The following is a 15,981-nucleotide window of genomic DNA, read 5'->3' as shown; positions in this document are numbered from 1 at the left end:
GGAGATCAAGGGGGCAACCTGGGCGGAGCCGCCGCTCTGGTGGGCCATGGCTGGGTGCTCTCGTTCGAGCGGCCAGCCGGCGTGAGGAGGACAGGGATGGAGAACAGCACGGCGGTAACCTTCTCGTCGGGCAGAATCTGGCTTGACGACGCGAACGGGATTGTGCGGGTCGAGTTCGCGCCCGGGACGCATCAAACGCTCCAGATCGCCCGGGAGGTCATCGCCGGCATCAACTCGATCACCAGCGGCGCGCGCCGGCCGGCGCTCGTCGATCTCACCCGCGTGAAGGCGGCCGATCGCGACGCCCGGTCCTACTACGGAAGCCCCGAGGCGACGGCGAGCTGGTCTGCTGCGGCGCTGCTGGTCGACTCGCCCTTGAGCACGACCATCGCGAACATCTGGATGGCAGTCTTCAGCACGATTCACGGCAAGCGCGCCAACCCGTCCAAGATCTTCTCCGACGAGGCGGCCGCGCTCGAGTGGCTGAAGGGGTTCCGCTCGTGAGCGAAGGAGAGCCGTCGACCGACTCTCGCGTTGCCGAGCTTTGCTCGATCCTCCTCGGGGCGAATCCGGCGCTGGGCGAGGCCCCGGGCGAGGCCAGCTTCGACCAGGCGAAGCGCGCCGCCGAGGCGCTGGTGCAGGAGGTGATCGAGCGGCGGGCGAGGGAGGAGCGGCTGGAGCGCCGGCTCAACGACATCATGGTGATGCTCAACTCCATCGTGTCGTTCGACTTCACGAAGCGGGCGGAGGTCAGCGATCAAGGCGACGCCTGGGACGCGCTCGCGCTCGGCCTGAACATGGTGGCCGAGGAGCTCGCCTCCAGGGTGGTGTCCAAGGAGTACGTCGACAACATCCTCCAATCGATGAGCGATCTGCTCGTCGTCGTGGACAAGGCGGGCTCCATCACCAGCGTGAACGCCGCGGCGTGCCGCCTGTCGGGCTACACCGCCGAGGAGCTCGTCGGCGCGCCCGCCAGCACCATCTTTCCGGGCGCGTTCCCCTGCGTCATGGGCGACGACGAGAGCAGCGTCCTCCTGGAGGAGACGGCGTTCCAGAAGAAGACGGGGGAGGTCGCCCCTGTCTCCCTCTCGACGTCCGTGATCACCGGCGGCCTCGGGGAGAGCCAGGGGCTCGTCTGCGTCGCGCGCGATCTCACCGAGCGCAAGCGCCTCGAGGAGGAGGAGCGCCAGCGCCTCGAGCAGGTGGTGCAGACCCAGGCGCTCCTGCTCGAGGAGCTCTCGACGCCGCTCATGCCGATCGCGGATCAGATCCTGGCCATGCCGGTGATCGGCTCCGTGGACGATCGCCGCTCGACCCAGATCATGGAGACGCTGCTCAACGGCGTCGTGGCGCGCGAGGCGCGGATCGTCATCATCGACATCACCGGCGTGCGGAAGATCGACGCGCGGGCGGTGCAGGGCATCGTCAACGCGGTGAAGGCGGTGAAGCTCCTCGGCGCCCAGGTGGTGCTGACCGGCATCCGGCCGGAGGTCGCGGTGGCGCTCATGGAGCTCGAGTTCAATCTCGGCGGCATTTACACGTTTGGCTCGCTGCAGACCGGCATCGGATACGCCATGAAGCAGCTCCAGAAGCCGAAGCCGGCGTGACCTGACAGGCCACGATGCCGCGCTGGCGAGCCCGGCATCGTCCTTGCCCGCGTCGGGCTCGCCGCGCCTCCGGGGAGGCGCGCTCCGAAAGGGGAACACGATGCCCAGGACGTCCCTTCACGTTTCCATCCTCCCGCTCCTCCTGGCCTTTGCGGGCGGCTGCGCCAGCGATGGCCTGCCGCCGTCCGACGCCGGCGGTGCGCCGTCGGAGCAGCCGCCATTGCCGTCGCCGACATCGCCGTCAGCGCCGCTCGGGCCCGAGCAGCAGGCGGAGCTCGGCGCGCTGCTCGCGGAGCGGGAGTCCTCGGCGCGCATGACCGCCGCGGACTTCGCCTCGAAGTACCGCGTCGACTTCGCGTCGGGCCTCTCGTACGCGCCTGCGGACGCCGACAACCTGTCGCTGATCCAGGGCTCCACGTTCCGGCTCGACGACGACGAGCTCGCGAAGCTGTCCGCGAACGGCTTCGTCATCTCCGAGAAGAGGACCTTCCCGACCTTCGTGTACGGCTACGAGAGCATCTACGCGCTCGACCTGCCGCTCTACGTGTCGGCCGACTCCATCCTGTACGCGGTCCACCGCTCCTACGACGCGATCCTGAAGCTCCTGGAGGTCGCCTCGCTGTCCTCCGAGCTCGGGACGATGCTCGAGGAGATGCGCGCGCGGCTCGCCGCGGGCGCGGGCGGCGAGCTCGGCGCCGAGGCGCGCGCCGACGCCGACCTCTTCACGGCCGTGGCGCTCGCGCTCCTGAACGACGAGCCCGTCGCGCCCGTCGCGGGCGCCGACGCGGCGAAGATCGACGAGCTCGTGGCGGGCGCCAAGGCCCACCAGGGCGCGGGCGAGGTGCGCCTCTTCGGCGTCGACCGGCTCATGGACTTCTCCCAGTTCGAGCCGCGCGGCCACTACGCCGACACGCCCGAGCTCGGGCGTTACTTCCGCAGCATGATGTGGCTCGGTCGCGTGGATTTCCGCTTCCTCGAGACCCAGGAGAACGGCGAGCAGGTCTTCCACCGGCGGCAGCTCGAGGGCGCGTACGCGCTGCGCGCCCTCGCCGAGGGGAAGACCCTCGCCCGTTACACGCGCATCGACGACGCGATTCAGGCGTTCGTCGGCGAGAGCGACACCATGACGCTCCCCGAGCTCGACGCCTTGCTCGCGGACCTCGGCCTCGACGACGCCGCCGGCCTCGCCGACGTCGCGGACGATACGATCGTCGCGGTCGTCGGGAAGAAGGGCTACGGGACGCAGCGGATCTCGAGCCACATCATGATCAACGGCCTCGACAAGGGCACGCTGCCCCTGTCGGCGAGCTTCGCGCTGCTCGGCCAGCGGTATGTCGTCGACTCGCACGTCTTCTCGAACGTGGTCTACGACCGGGTGCAGGGCGGCGCCGTCAAGCGCATGATGCCGAGCCCGCTCGACGTGGGCTTCGCCGCGCTCGGCAACGACCACGCGGGCCTCCTGCTCGCGCCCGAGCTCGGGCAGTTCTCCTACGCGCCCGACCTGCACATGATGCGGGTGCTCGTCGACGCGCACCCGGCCGATTTCTGGGGCAAGAACCTCTACAACCGCTGGCTCGGCGCGCTGCGCGAGCTGTCGCCGTCGCGGGCGCTCGCCGAGGCCGAGGGGCTGCCCGGGGTGGCGAAGACCGAGGCGTGGGGCCGGCGCCTGCTCAACACGCAGCTCGCCTCCTGGGCCGAGCTCCGGCACGACACGATCCTCTACGCCAAGCAGTCGTACACGGGCGGCACCACGTGCGAGTTCCCGGACGCCTACGTCGACCCGTACCCGGCGTTCTACGCGCGCATCGCCGAGCTGGCCGAGCACGGCGGCAGGGTCGTCGAATCGCTCGATCTATCGGCCTTTCCCGCGATCGAGACGGCGCTGTCGGCGTACTTCGCGCGGCTGCAGGGCGTCGCGACGACGCTCGGCGAGATGGCGGAGAACCAGCGCGCCGGGCTGCCCCTCACCGAGGAGCACCTCGCTTTCATCAACCAGGCCGTCCGGATCCAGTACGGCTGCGGCTCGCCCGAGGGCGTCGAGGGCTGGTATGCCGATCTCTTCTACCAGCCCATCCTCGGCGCGAAGCAGGACCCGACGATCGCCGACGTGCACACCCAGCCGACCGACGAGGTCGGGGCGATGGTCGGCCGCGTGCTGCACGTGGGCACCGGCCTGCCGCGGCTCATGGTCGTCACCGCCGACCCGTGCGGCACGCCGCGCGCGTACGTGGGGCTCGTGTCGTCGTACTTCGAGAAGATCACCGGGAATTTCGAGCGCATGACCGACCAGCAGTGGGCCGGCGAGATCGTGGGGGCGACCCCCGACGATGTCGCCTGGATGAAGGACATCGTCGCCCGCTGATCGCGCGGCCCGGGGCCACGCGGGCGCGAGCTGGCCTTCGTGGAATGTGTGCCGCGGTGTGCCGGCCGAGGCGCCGGTGCGACAGTGGGATCACGGCCTGCCGTGGATGTCCTCGTCGAGGCGCCGCGCGTCGAGGGCGTGCCTCTCCCGGCGTGCTGCCTGGGGTCCGCGCTTGAACCTGGGGCTGGAGTGAAATTTTACATCAGAGCCTGCTCGCGACAGGCTTGGGTTTGAACTTCAATTCATCTGACGAGTGGCGCTTGCCGACGCTGCGCGAGCTCGTCTCCATCCTAGATCTAGGTCACAGCACGGCGTTTCCGGACATCCTCACGATCCGGGAGAACAGCATCTACTGGTCCGCGACCAAGGTGGCGGCAGACGACTCGCTGGCCTGGGGCGTGCTCGCCAGCGAATGGCCACGACCATGGCGAGGGGTGGGCGGTTACGGCCTAACGGCTACTTGGCCGCGATGCTCGTCAGGGCCTGTGCGATGCGCGGCGGCGCGTTGGGGCGGGCGTACATTCGCTCCATATAAGAGAGAAGTCCGGGACAATCGCCCAGCAGCTTGGCCTCGTTGCCCCAGTCGAGCGTGTAGGCGAGCACGAAGTCGGCGACGGTGACGCCGTCGCCCACGACGAACTGGCGGCCCCGCATGTGCTCCTCGAGCACCGTGGCCATCGCTTTGAACTCGCGGCTGGCGAGGTCGATGTCGGCGGGTAGGCGCAGCGCCTCGGGGTAGAGCGAGCGGTGCCGGGCGATGCGCCAGAGCGGCTGCTCGAGCTCGGTCACGGTGAACAAGAGCCAGCGGTTGAGCTCGGTCCGCTGCCGTAGATCGGTCGGCAAAAGGTGCTTTTGTGGGTACTTCTCTGCGAGATAAAGCACGATCGCCACCGACTCGGTGACCACGAGGTCTCCGTCGACGAGCACAGGCACCTTGCCGGCGGGGTTGATCTTGCGAAATTCGGGCCGGTTGTGCTCGCCCCCCCTGAGGTCGACGCTGATCGCTTCGAAGTCGACCCCAAGCTCCTGCAGCGTCCAGCGGACACGGATCGATCGGGTCGGCGCAAATTCGTAAAATTTCATCGTCGGCGCTCCTGTCGAGGTCGGTGCCCCATCCTTCGAGGCACGCTCCCCCTTGAGACCGGGCCGGCGGCGAAAACTGCTCGGTCGCCCGAGACTTTTTTTTCGAGCCCTCCGCGCGCCCCAGGGCCTGTGCCGAGGACCCCGGCGAGGCGGGGGTGTTCGAGGTGCCCGCCCCTCAGCCGGGTAGCCGCGCCGGCGCGCCGTAGCGCTCGAAGGCGCCCGCCGGCAACAAGAAGGTGTAGATGGCCGCCACCGCCCCGCGCGAGAGCGACGGCACCTGGAGCAGCAACGGGCGGAAGGCGCCGTCGTCTTCGCGCCGGTAGGCCACGAAGGCCGGCGCCCCGTTGGCGCGCACGGGCAGAAGGCGCAGCCGGCCCGCCGCGCCGCAAGACTTGTGCGCGGCGAAGCTCACGATGGCGTCGCGCCCCGCGTACCAGGTCGGCGTGGGCGGCATGGTCAAGAAGGCGTCCTCGCGCAACACGGCCGCGAGCAGCGTCAGATCGTTGGCCTCCCAGGCTCGCACGTAGCGCGCGAGCAGCTCGGCCGCCTCGCCCTCGGGCGGCTGCCAGGGCGCCTCGCGCGCGAGCGGGGCCTCGGCCTCGAGCGTCGCCCGGGCGCGCGAAAGCAGGCTATTGGCCGCCGAGGTCGTCACGTCGAGCAGCGACGCGGTCTCCTCGGCCGACCAGCCGAGCACGTCGCGCAGGAGCAGCACCGCGCGCTGCCGCGGCGGCAAGAGCTGAATGGCCGCGAGAAACGCGAGCGCCACGCCCTCGCGCCGGCTCAAGCGGGCCTCGGGCCCGACCGCCTCTTCGACCGACCAGGCTTCAGGGCAGGGCTCGAGCCACCAGGGCTCGGGCGAGGGCGGCAAAGGCGGCGCCGTCGGGTCGGAAGGCCCGCTCGCCTCGGGCAAGAGCGCCCGCGGCTTGCGCCGGGAGGCCAGGTCGAGGCAGACGTTGGTCACGATCTTGTAGAGCCACGCCTTGCGCGTGCCGCGCCCCTCGAAGCCGTCGAACGCCCGCCACGCCCGCACGAACCCCTCTTGCAGCGCGTCTTCGGCGTCGTGCAGCGAGCCCAGGATGCGATAGCAATGCAGGCGCAGCTGCGGGCCGAGCTCGGCGGCCAGGCGCTCGAAGGCCTCGCGGTCGCCGGCGGGCGCGGCGCCGGGCTTCTCGGCCCCGCCGAGCGGCGCCGGCGCGGGGTCGTGGTCGCTCATGCGCTGTCTATAGCGACCGCCCCGGGGAGCGCCAGCGCCGGGGGCGAGCGCAGAGGCTCCGGACGCCCATGATGACGGGAACCATCAGGGTCAGGGTGGGCATCGAGGCTGAGAGCGATGCGACGTTCCGACCCGCTCCGCGCTCCGGCCGCCTGTCGCAGGCGCCGGTTTGAAATTCAATTCACCCCTGAGGCGCTGGGTAGGCGCCGGTTTGAATTTTGACGTACCGCGAGGCTCCGGACAGGCGCCGGTTTGAATTTCAATTCACCGCGAGGCTCCGGACAGCCTCCTGTTTGAATTTCAATTCACCCCCGAGGCTCCGGACAGCCTCCTGTTTGAATTTCAATTCACCCCCGAGGCTCCGGACAGCCTCCTGTTTGAATTTCAATTCACCCCGGCGCCGCCGGACACCCCTCGGCTCGCGCTGAACGCCTCTCCCGCGCACGCGCCGCCCCGCCCGCCCCTCACGCCGCCGCCGCGGCCGACTGGAACGCGCGCGACAGCTCCGCCGGCGCCGGGAGCGCCGCGCTCGCGAGGCCGCGCCGCGCCACCGCGAGCCAGCGCATCGGGTCGGCGACCGCGCCGCTCGCGATCGCGGCGAGCAGGCGGCGGCGCATCCAGTCCTTGCGGCGGTAGAAGCTCGTGCCGTGCTCGGCCGTCGGGCGCGGGACGTAGCTCGCCAGCGAGACGTGCGTCTTCTCGTGGAGCAGCAGATCGGTGAGCGCCGTGAACGCGACCGCGTCGTCCCGCAGGAGCACCGCCGTGAGCAGCGTCCGCACCCGCGACGAGGCGAGGTTCACGCTGATCCCGCTCCCGTCGGTGTGCGCCATCTCGTCGGGGCCGTAGAGATCCTGGTGCACCCAGATCGGCGACGTCGGCAGGTCCGCCGCCTCCGAGATCGCCGCCTCGAGCCGCTCGATGACCGTCATGGCCGCGGCCACGGCGCGGACGCCGGGCACCTCGGCCGCGATCGAGAGGAGCGCGTCGCGCGAGGTGCGGGGCATCGGGCACGGCGCCGCGCTCGCCGCCCGCTGCGGCGCCGCCGCGGCGGCCTCGGCGAGCGGCGGCGAGGCCGCGCCCTCGGTCGCGAGCCGCCGCCAGAACGCCTGCGCGAGCGGCTCGTCGATCGCGAGGTACACGAGCTCGCCCGGCCGCGCCCCGGGCGCCTCCCGCCCGGCAGCCTCGGGCGCCGCGGCGCCGCCGAGCGGCGCGCGGGCGGCGCTCCGCCCGGGCCCCGGCGGGGAGGCCTCGAGCGGGCGGAGCACGCCGTCCCGGTGCGCCTTGAGCAGCTCGCGCAGCGTGAGCGGCGCGCTCCGGGCGTGGAGCTGGCCGAGCAGCGGGGACAGCGCCGCCCCCGGGGGCCGCGGGCCGGCGTCGACCACGATCGACCGGAAGAGCGGCGCGTCGAGCAGCCCGCTCGCGAACCGGATGACCTGCTCGGGGGCCGCCACCGTGGGGGTGCGCGCGCCCGGATCGAGCTCGTCCACCGCCTGGGCGGAGGCGATCGTGACGCTCTCGCCGAGCAGCGCCGCCTGCACGAGCCGGTCGAGCACCGACGAGAGCCGGTGATCCACCGCGCGCAGCAGCTCGCGGTCGTACAGGGCGTCGCGCAGGATGAAGCGCTCGAACGCGGCGACGAGCGCCGCCTCGACGGCCGTGGACGCGCTCGCCGCGACCGCCGAGCGGCCCTTGTTGAGCGGCACCGCGAGCGGCAGCTCCGCGACGAGGCCGAAGCCGGCCGCCGTGATCGCGCGCGCGAGCTCCCGGTGCAGCCCGAGCTCGGGGCCGGGGAAGGGGTCGATCCGCGCCGCCACCGTGAGCCCCTTCTGAGTGATCGTGAGCTGCGGCTCGACGCCCTCGCCCCGGCCCACGAGGAGCTCGAGCGCGCCGCAGAGCTCGCCCGACGGCGGGAGCCGGAGCGGCACCTCGGCGGCGCGGCGGAGGCGCGCCCGCGCCGTGTTGACGAGCGTGCCGTCGACGTAGATCCGCGCGACGGCCGGGTCGACGAGCCCCACCGCCGAGGCCACCTCGGCGGCGAGCGCCGGCCGCGAGATCGGCTGCGCGAGCGAGAGCCGCACCGAGGTGCCCGTCGTCGACCGGCGCGGCGGCGCGGCGGCGCCCGCGAGGCCGGGCGGCGGCGCGGCCGAGGAGCGGGGCAAGGACAGGAGCGTCCACGAGAAGTCGTCGTAGGGCGGCCCCGCGCCGAGCGGCGCCACGAGCAGCCGGTGCCCGCCCGAGGGCGTCGCCGTGACCACCTCGATCCAGGGCGCGATCTCCAGCGCCGAGAAGAAGCCGATCCCGTGCTCGCCGATCGCGTCGGGCTCGCCCGCCTTGCCGCTCCGGAAGGGGACGAGCAGGTCGGCGAGGAGCTCGGTCCGGCTCATGCCGCGGCCCTGGTCGGCGACCGAGATCTCGCGCCCGTCCTCGGTCGAGCGGACGTCGATGCGGGCGCCGGGCGGCGAGGCGTCGAGCGCGTTCTGGAGCAGCTCGCGGAGCGGGCCGATCCGCGACGACGCCTGCGCGTAGATGGTGCGCGAGAGGATGCGCTGCGCGAGGTCGGGCACCGTGGCCTCGCCGCGGCAGGCGGCGACGAGCGCGAGGCGCTCCGCGCTGCTCGCCTGGAGGTACGCCTCCGCGCGCCCGTGGATCCGCACGAGGAGCAGCTCCGAGAAAAGCCCGTACGAGATCTGGGTCATGGATCGCCTCCGGACGTCCTTTCGCCGGGCCGGAGCGCGGCGCAGGCCGCCCCGTCCACGGGTTCGCCGACGATGAGATCGCGCTCGAGATCGGCCTCGCGCACCCCGGAGGCCCGGTCGAAGGCGGCCCGCAGCGCGTAGCGGTCGCACCAGCCCGCGGGCCGCCGCACCGCCGCGCTGTCGTCGCGGATGAGCAGGAGCCGGCGCGTGCCGAGGCACGGCAGCGGGCCCGCCGGGCGCCGCGACGGCGCGTCCGGGGACGGGAGCGCGCCCGGGGACGGGAGCGCGCCCGGCGCCCGGCGCGCCGCGGCGCCCCCGCCGCCGCTCGCCTGGAGCCGGCCCCGGCAGAGGGCGACCATGGTCGTGTGCGGGCTCACCGCGCGCGCGACGAGCAGCGGCAGCCCGGCGAGATCGCCGCGGCGCCGCGCCAGGGCCGCGAGCGTCTCCGGCGGGTCGAACTCGAGCTCGTCCTCGAGGAGCTCGCGCTCGCCGGGCAGGTGGGGCTGCCACTCGCGCTCGGCCCAGAAGCTCTCGGGCACGAAGAGCCGATCGGCCACGCTCGGCCCGAGGAACCCGAGCAGCGCCTCGCGCCGCTCGGGGTTCACCATGCAGCGCCCCGGGCCGAGCAGGGCGCGCGCGAGCTCGAGGGCCACCTCGTCCCAGCCCGCGGACTGCAGCATGAGCGCGCTGATCTGCGCGGCCATCTCGGCGAGCCGGTCGCGCGCGCGCCGGCCCTCGCCGCCCTCCGCGGCGATCTGGATGAGCCGCCGGTAGAACGCCGTCGCGGCCGCGGTGAACGCCGGCCCGACCTTGAGCGCGTCGCGCCCCTCGGTCAGCTCCACGGCGGCCGGAAAGTCGATGAGCGCGAGCTCGGCCAGGGCCAGGCACGCCTCGACCTTGACCCCGGCGTGGAAGGTGGCCGCCGAGATGCTCGGGAGCAGCGCCCGCCCGCCGACGTGGAAGCGCGCGACGAGCGCGCCGTCGCGCCCCTCCGCGAGGCGGGCGCGCGCCTCCTCTGCGGGCGGGCCGCTCGCCGCGGTGGGGCGCGGGCCGCTCGCCGCGGCGGGGCGCGGGCCGCTCGCCGCGGCGGGGCGCGGGCCGCTCGCCGCGGGGGGGTCGTCCGCGCCGTCGGCCGGCGCGGCCGCGATGCGCTCCTCGACGAGCCGCCCGCCCGAGATCAGCCGGCCGTCGTTCACGGCCGCGCCGTCGAGCAGCACGAGGGCGCGGCTCGCGGGGAAGAAGTGGAGCGCGTCGCGCAGGTAAGCGCGGACCGCGCACGCCTCGAGCAGCGACGACGTGACGCGCACGCGCGTGCCGAGCAGCGGCGCGATCCGGCGCACCGAGCACATCAGCGCGGCGGTGAGCTCGGGCGAAGCGCGGCCGCGGGCGCGCTCGGGCTCGTCGGGGGCGAGCTCGGGCGCGACCCCCGCGTCGCCCAGGCTGGGCCAGGCCACGACGCGGATCGCCCACCCCTCGATGCCGTCGCCGGTGGTGAGGTGCAGGCTGAAGCCCTCCGGGTCCGACAGCCCCAGGCCGAGCACCGAGAAGAACCCGACCCCGAACCGGCCCAGATCGATGCCGGGCCGCTTGTCTGTCGCGAACGGGATGAGCAGCCGTGAGAGGATTGCCCGGAGCCCCATGCCGGCGCCGGTGTCGCTGACGTCGACGCGCCCGTCGATGACGGCGACGTCGACGAGCGGCTGCGGCGCGCGGGCCGCGTCGGCGGCGTTGAGCACGAGCTCGATGAGCGGCCGGAGCGGGTGCCCGAACTGGCGGGAGATCTCCTCGTCGAGGATCTTGATCAGGTAGGCGCGGTCGATGGGGGGATCGGCGATGTCGCGCTGCCCTGCGCAGAGCGCGTCGAGGGCCGGGCGGTGCAGGCCGATGGCGACGAGCTCGTGCAGCGCTCCCAGAAAGTACAGCCCGGCGTCCCCTTTGGGAGGCGCGGGGCGCCGGCTGCCGCCCCCGTCACCCCCCGCTCCGTAGTGCGCGTGCACGCTCGACTGCTCCCCCTCACGCCCGCCCTCGACATCCCCCTGCGCGAAGTGCGCGCACCCACCGGGCGAATGCGCGCCGAGTGAGCGCCGAGCGGCGAACGATCGGCGGAGCTTTCACCGCCCGTGCCGAGCCGAGCCGTCGGGCGGCGGCCGTCCGTCCTTCAGCGCGCGGCCGCCGGGGGCGGCGGGCCCGCTACCCCGCGGCCCGCCGCGCGGGCGGCGAGCTCGGGGCGCCGCGCTCTTCGCCTTCGTCCGCCTCGCCCTGGGCGTCGCGGCGCTGCGCCGCGGCGCCGCGGGGGAGCGCCGCGCCCTGGGGCAGCGTCGCGCTCTGGGGCAGCGGCGTGGCGCTCTGGGGCAGCGGGGTGGGGCTCAGGGCAGGGTCGGAGAGCTGGGCCAGCTCGGAGAGCTGCAGCGCGCTCCACTTGCCGGGCGGCGGGATCGACTGCACCCCGGCGCGCTCGCGCTCCAGGCGCGCGTTCAGCTCGCCGCCGATGAGCAGCGCCAGGGCCAGGAGCCACAGCCAGAACAGGAAGATCGCGACGGTCGCGAGGCTCCCGTAGAACGTGGCGTAGCGGCCGAGCGTGGCGACGTAGAGCGAGAACAGGGTCGAGACGACCGACCAGAGCACCACGGTGAGCACCGCGCCCGGGAAGACCCGGCGCCGCTCGATGTTCGGGCGCTGGATCGAGAGCCTGAAGAACGCGGCCACCATGCAGGTGACGAGCCCGGCCGGGAGGGCGAAGGCGACGATGCGGGCGCCGATCGAGCCGGAGAGCGAGCCGATCAGCACGCCGACGCCGGCGACCACGGGCACCACGGCCAGGCTGGCCATGACGCACGCCGCCGCGATCGCCCTGCGGACGTACCAGGGGCGCTCGCGCGTGTTGTAGATGGTGTCGAACACGCCCATGGCGGTCGAGAGCCCGGAGGACGTGATCCAGAGGAAGCCGGTGATGCTGATGGGGGCGACCGCCGACGACTGCGAGAGCCGGAAGAGCTCCTCGGAGACGAGGTTCGCGACCTCCGGGGGCGCGGCCTTGAGGAGCGGCTGCGCCACGAGGTCCGACCACTCCTTGGTCCGGCTGAGCACGTAGCCGGCGAAGGCGGCGAGGGGGATCAGGCTGAGGAACGCGTCGAAGGCCATCGCGCTCGCGGCCCGCGGCCCGTTGTGGCGGTCCAGGCTGACGATGACGCTCCACACCGCCTTCGCGGCGCGGTGGCGCTCGATGTGTCGCCGGATCGCTGATGGCACGGGCGCAGCGTCGCTCTCCCGGGTGCGGGGCGCAATACCATCCGCCGCGCGGGAGGGGCGCGGCGATCTCGGGACAGCGGCAACTTCCGGCGGCGCAGCCGAAGGCGCGCGTCGAGGACGCAGGGCGGCGGTGTCCGTGCGGGGCAGTCCCACACGCTGGATCGCGTGACGGGCGCGTCACGATCGCGCGGCGCGAGCGCAGACGCGGGCCGCGCTCAGGCCTCGGCGATCGTGTCGGCGCGCCTAGGCGTCGGCGTTCCTGTCGGCCGCGAGGAGGCTCTGCACCGCATAGGGCACCGACTCGACGCCGGCGAGCTCGGCGAGGGCGTAGGCGATGTGCTCGCGGCTCGCGTGCGGCGGGATGCCGACGATCGCCCACGAGCCCCCCTCGCCGCGCTGCAGGTTGCTCCCGCGCTCGACGCGGAGCGCGGCGATGGCCGGGTAGACGGCGACGGTCATCCGCTTCGGCCGGAGGCGGTCCAGCGCGCGCATCGCGAAGGCGATCCGGTCGAACTCGCTGGGATCGCGGTACTCGACGTGCCGCTGCCGATCGATCTCCACGTGGTGGGCATCCCGCTCGCGCACGGGGTGAGCATAGCCCAAGCGGGCCGCCGCGCCGCTCCGGGCCCGCGGCGACCCGGCGCCGCCGCCGGCCGCGACAGCGGGCGGGCGCCCGGAGCCCGGGGCCCGCGGGTGCCGCCACGCGCCGGCCATGCTACGCGCCGGGGCGCCATGGACAGCCTCCCCCTGCTCGCCGACCACCCGTACGCCTCCTTCCTCGATCAGGTCGAGAAGCCCGCGCGCTACGCGGGCGGCGAGGTCGGCTCGGTCGTGAAGGACTGGGCGTCGGTCGAGGCGCGCGTCTGCCTCGCCTTCCCCGACGTCTACGACATCGGGATGAGCCACCTCGGCTTCAAGATCCTCTACAAGCTCCTGAACGACGACCCGCGCACGCTCGCCGAGCGCTGCTATGCGCCGTGGGTCGACATGGAGGCGCAGCTCGTGAAGCGCGGGCTGCCGCTCGTCTCGCTCGAGTCCGCGCGGCCGCTCCGGGACTTCGACGTCGTGGGTTTCTCCCTGCAGTTCGAGCTCACCTACTCCAACATCCTCACGATGCTGCACCTCGGCGGCGTCCCCCTGCGCGCGGAGGACCGCGGCGAGGACGACCCGATCGTCATCGCGGGCGGCCCGACGGCGACCCACCCGGAGCCGATCGCCCCCTTCCTCGACGCCCTCGTCATCGGCGACGGCGAGGAGAAGGCGACCGAGGTGGCCCTCACGTGGACCCGGCTCAAGCGAGAGGGCGTGCCGCGGCGCGAGCGGCTCATCGCGATCGCGCGCCTCGGCGCGGTGTACGTGCCCTCGCTCTACGCGACCCGGCTCGACCCCGACACCGGCCTCGTCGTCGTCGACCGCCCGCTCGTCGACGGCATCCCGTTCCCCGTCGAGCGCGCCCTCGTCGACCTGAACCAGTACCCGTTCCCCGACGAGAGCCCCACCGGCGGCCCCGAGGCCATCTTCGACCGCATGTCGATCGAGATCGCGCGCGGCTGCACCGAGGGGTGCCGCTTCTGCCAGGCCGGCATGATCTACCGCCCGGTCCGCGAGCGCGATCCCGAGCAGATCGTCGACACCGTGATGCGCGCGGTGCAGAAGTCCGGCCAGGACGAGGTCTCGCTCACGGCGCTGTCGACGGCCGACGTCTCGTGCATCTCGCCGCTCGTCAAGAAGGTCACCGATCGCCTCACGAAGGAGCGCATCTCGCTCGGCGTCTCGTCGCTGCGCGCCTACGGGCTCGAGCCCGACCTCCTCGACGAGCTCAAGCGCGTGCGCGCCACGGGCCTCACCTTCGCGCCCGAGGCGGGGACCCAGAGGATGCGCGACGTCGTGAACAAGAACGTCACGGAGGAGCAGCTCCTCGAGACGGCCGAGCGCGTGTTCAGCCGCGGCTGGGGCAAGATGAAGCTCTACTTCATGATCGGCCTCCCGACCGAGACCGACGAGGACGTGCGCGGCATCGTCGAGACGGGCGCCCGCGCGGCCGGCGCCGGGCGGAAAGCGGCCGGCAAGGGCAAGCCGGTCGACGTGACCGTCAGCGTCTCGACCCACGTGCCGAAGCCGCACACCCCGTTCCAGTGGGCGGCGATGGACACGCTCGCCGAGGTCGGGCGCAAGCAGCAGCTGCTCAAGGACACGGTGCGGCCCTACCGCGCCGTCACGCTGAAGACGCACGAGGCCCACGCCAGCGTCCTCGAGGGGATCTTCGCCCGCGGCGACCGCCCCCTCGCCGACGTCCTCGAGCGGGCGTGGCGGAGCGGCGCCCGCTTCGACTCGTGGGACGATCAGCTCAAGCTGTCCGTGTGGGAGGAGGCGTTCGCGCACTTCGGCGTCGACCGGGCGAGGTACCTCGGCACCCTCCCGGTGACGGCGCGGCTGCCCTGGGATCACATCGACGTCGGCCTCGAGGAGGGCTTCCTCGCGAAGGAGTACAGGAAGGCGCTCCAGAGCCGCCTCAGCCCGCCGTGCGGCAAGGTCGCCGGCACGTTCGTGCACCACACGAACCTCGAGGACGCCAGGGCCGATACGCGGCGGCTCGTCTGCTACGACTGCGGCGTCGCCTGCGACATGACGCAGATGCGCGAGGAGCGGCTGACCTTCCTCGACCGGCTCGGCGCCCACAAGCGCTCGCTGCCGGTGCTCACCGGCGCGGCCGCCTCGCTGCCGGCAGACGCCGCGCCGTCGCCCGAGGATCCGGCCCGCGCCGAGGTCGCGGCGCCCCCGCGCGCCGAGGCCGCGGCGCCCCCGCGCGCCGAGGCCGCGGCGCCCCCGCGCGCGCCCGCGCCGAAGGGGCGCGGCGGCTTCCGTTACCGCTTCCGCTTCGAGAAGACCGGCCCGATGGCGCTGCTCGGCCACCTGGACGTCGTGCGCGAGCTGCCGCGCGTGCTCAGGCGCGTCGGCGCGCCGATGACCTACACCGCGGGCTTCCACCCGAAGCCCGACATGACGTTCTCGCCGGCGCTCTCGCTCGGCGTCATCAGCCTCGACGAGTACGTCGACCTCCGCCTCGAGCGCGACCTCGACCCGGCCGCGCTCGAGGCGCTCGTCGCCTCGATGTCGGCCGCGAGCCCCCGCGGGCTCGCGTTCCGCGGCGCCGTGAAGCTCGGCCCGGAAGACCCCGCCCTGAGCAAGCTGATCGCCGGCGCGCGCTACGCGCTCGCGTTCGCGCGCTCGGCGATCGGCGCCGACGCCGAGGCGGTCCTCGCGGCCCGCTGCAGCGCCGCCCTCTCGGCCGCGTCGCTCCCGATCCGCCGGGAGATCGAGCGGATCGCGAAGATGGTCGACGTGCGCCAGTACCTCGTGCGGGCCGAGGTGGGCGGGCCCGACGTGCTCTCGGCGCTCGCGCGCGCGGGGCTCGTCGGCGATCTCGTCGCCCTGGAGGTCGAGGTCGACATCCGCGGCTCGGGCGCGGTGAAATCCTCCGAGGTCGCGGCGGTGATCGCGGGCGAGCCCGGGGGGGCGCCGGGCGCGATCGCGCCGCCGCCGCACCGCGCCGTGCGGCTTCAGCTGTTCGGCCGCGCCGCGCCGTCGGGCTCCGCCGCGGGCGAGCGCTTCTCGCTCTTCGACCTCGAGCGGGCGCGCCGCGTCAAGTCGGCCCCGGAGCCGGCGCCGTCCATCGCGCTCGCCGCGGACGCCGAGTGAGCCAGCCCGGGACGGTCGCACCGCAAAGATCCTCCGGGTGACGTCATCGCGTCGCCCGCGGAGCGCGCGGGC

General features: G+C 73.5%; 10 protein-coding genes and 1 pseudogene. 5 read left to right on the top strand and 6 right to left on the bottom strand.

Features of this window, described 5'->3' with window-relative positions; all coding sequences use genetic code 11:
- Positions 1-96: 96 nt before the first annotated feature.
- The 4 genes and pseudogenes from WMF33_RS37555 to WMF33_RS37540 form a co-directional block, all read left to right on the top strand.
- A complete protein-coding gene (locus tag WMF33_RS37555) occupies positions 97-504 on the top strand; it encodes a DUF7793 family protein (protein ID WP_437333105.1) in 408 nt (135 codons plus the stop codon).
- Positions 501-1,607, top strand: a complete 1,107-nt coding sequence (locus WMF33_RS37550) for a PAS domain S-box protein (RefSeq protein ID WP_437333104.1) — start codon at positions 501-503, stop codon at positions 1,605-1,607. Before WMF33_RS37555 ends, WMF33_RS37550 begins: the two co-directional genes overlap by 4 nt.
- Before the next feature lie 100 nt (positions 1,608-1,707).
- Positions 1,708-3,969: a DUF3160 domain-containing protein gene (locus WMF33_RS37545; protein ID WP_437333103.1), complete on the top strand. Its 2,262-nt coding sequence runs from the start codon at positions 1,708-1,710 to the stop codon at positions 3,967-3,969.
- A gap of 224 nt (positions 3,970-4,193) precedes the next feature.
- Positions 4,194-4,364, top strand: a pseudogene (locus WMF33_RS37540) (hypothetical protein); the annotation flags it as partial.
- Positions 4,365-4,425: 61 nt separating this feature from the next.
- On the opposite strand, the gene WMF33_RS37535 reads toward WMF33_RS37540, so the two are convergent.
- The 6 genes from WMF33_RS37535 to WMF33_RS37510 form a co-directional block, all read right to left on the bottom strand.
- Positions 4,426-5,052, bottom strand: a complete 627-nt coding sequence (locus tag WMF33_RS37535) for a glutathione S-transferase family protein (RefSeq protein WP_437333102.1) — start codon at positions 5,050-5,052, stop codon at positions 4,426-4,428.
- A 175-nt stretch (positions 5,053-5,227) separates the two neighbouring features.
- Positions 5,228-6,265 carry an RNA polymerase subunit sigma-70 gene (locus tag WMF33_RS37530; RefSeq protein WP_437333101.1) on the bottom strand — a complete coding sequence of 346 codons (1,038 nt, stop codon included), beginning with the start codon at positions 6,263-6,265 and terminating at the stop codon, positions 5,228-5,230.
- A 464-nt stretch (positions 6,266-6,729) separates the two neighbouring features.
- On the bottom strand, positions 6,730-8,961 hold the full coding sequence (locus WMF33_RS37525) for an ATP-binding protein (protein ID WP_437333100.1): 2,232 nt from the start codon (positions 8,959-8,961) through the stop codon (positions 6,730-6,732).
- Positions 8,958-10,958, bottom strand: coding sequence for an ATP-binding protein (locus tag WMF33_RS37520; protein ID WP_437333099.1), 2,001 nt, complete (start codon positions 10,956-10,958; stop codon positions 8,958-8,960). The genes WMF33_RS37525 and WMF33_RS37520 overlap by 4 nt, the downstream gene beginning before the upstream one ends.
- 193 nt (positions 10,959-11,151) lie before the next feature.
- Entirely contained in the window at positions 11,152-12,210 is a 1,059-nt protein-coding gene (locus WMF33_RS37515; RefSeq protein WP_437333098.1) for a YihY/virulence factor BrkB family protein, read from the bottom strand.
- A gap of 243 nt (positions 12,211-12,453) precedes the next feature.
- A complete protein-coding gene (locus tag WMF33_RS37510) occupies positions 12,454-12,795 on the bottom strand; it encodes a hypothetical protein (protein ID WP_020739604.1) in 342 nt (113 codons plus the stop codon).
- Between the two features lie 147 nt (positions 12,796-12,942).
- Between WMF33_RS37510 and WMF33_RS37505 the strand changes: the two genes are divergently transcribed.
- Entirely contained in the window at positions 12,943-15,909 is a 2,967-nt protein-coding gene (locus WMF33_RS37505) for a TIGR03960 family B12-binding radical SAM protein (protein WP_437333097.1), read from the top strand.
- The last annotated feature ends 72 nt before the right edge of the window (positions 15,910-15,981 follow it).

It is taken from the genome of Sorangium sp. So ce394 (genome assembly GCF_051474665.1).
GTDB classification, from domain to species: Bacteria; Myxococcota_A; Polyangia; order Polyangiales; family Polyangiaceae; genus Sorangium; species Sorangium cellulosum_D.
Note: the sequence above shows the minus strand (reverse complement) of the source record. Positions and strands in the feature narration are given on the sequence as shown.

Coding starts and splice junctions, on each gene's coding strand:
- WMF33_RS37555 (WP_437333105.1), top strand. CDS start 97: ATGGAGAACAGCACGGCGGTAACCTTCTCGTCGGGCAGAATCTGGCTT.
- WMF33_RS37545 (WP_437333103.1), top strand. CDS start 1,708: ATGCCCAGGACGTCCCTTCACGTTTCCATCCTCCCGCTCCTCCTGGCC.
- WMF33_RS37535 (WP_437333102.1), bottom strand. CDS start 5,052: ATGAAATTTTACGAATTTGCGCCGACCCGATCGATCCGTGTCCGCTGG.
- WMF33_RS37530 (WP_437333101.1), bottom strand. CDS start 6,265: ATGAGCGACCACGACCCCGCGCCGGCGCCGCTCGGCGGGGCCGAGAAG.
- WMF33_RS37525 (WP_437333100.1), bottom strand. CDS start 8,961: ATGACCCAGATCTCGTACGGGCTTTTCTCGGAGCTGCTCCTCGTGCGG.
- WMF33_RS37505 (WP_437333097.1), top strand. CDS start 12,943: ATGGACAGCCTCCCCCTGCTCGCCGACCACCCGTACGCCTCCTTCCTC.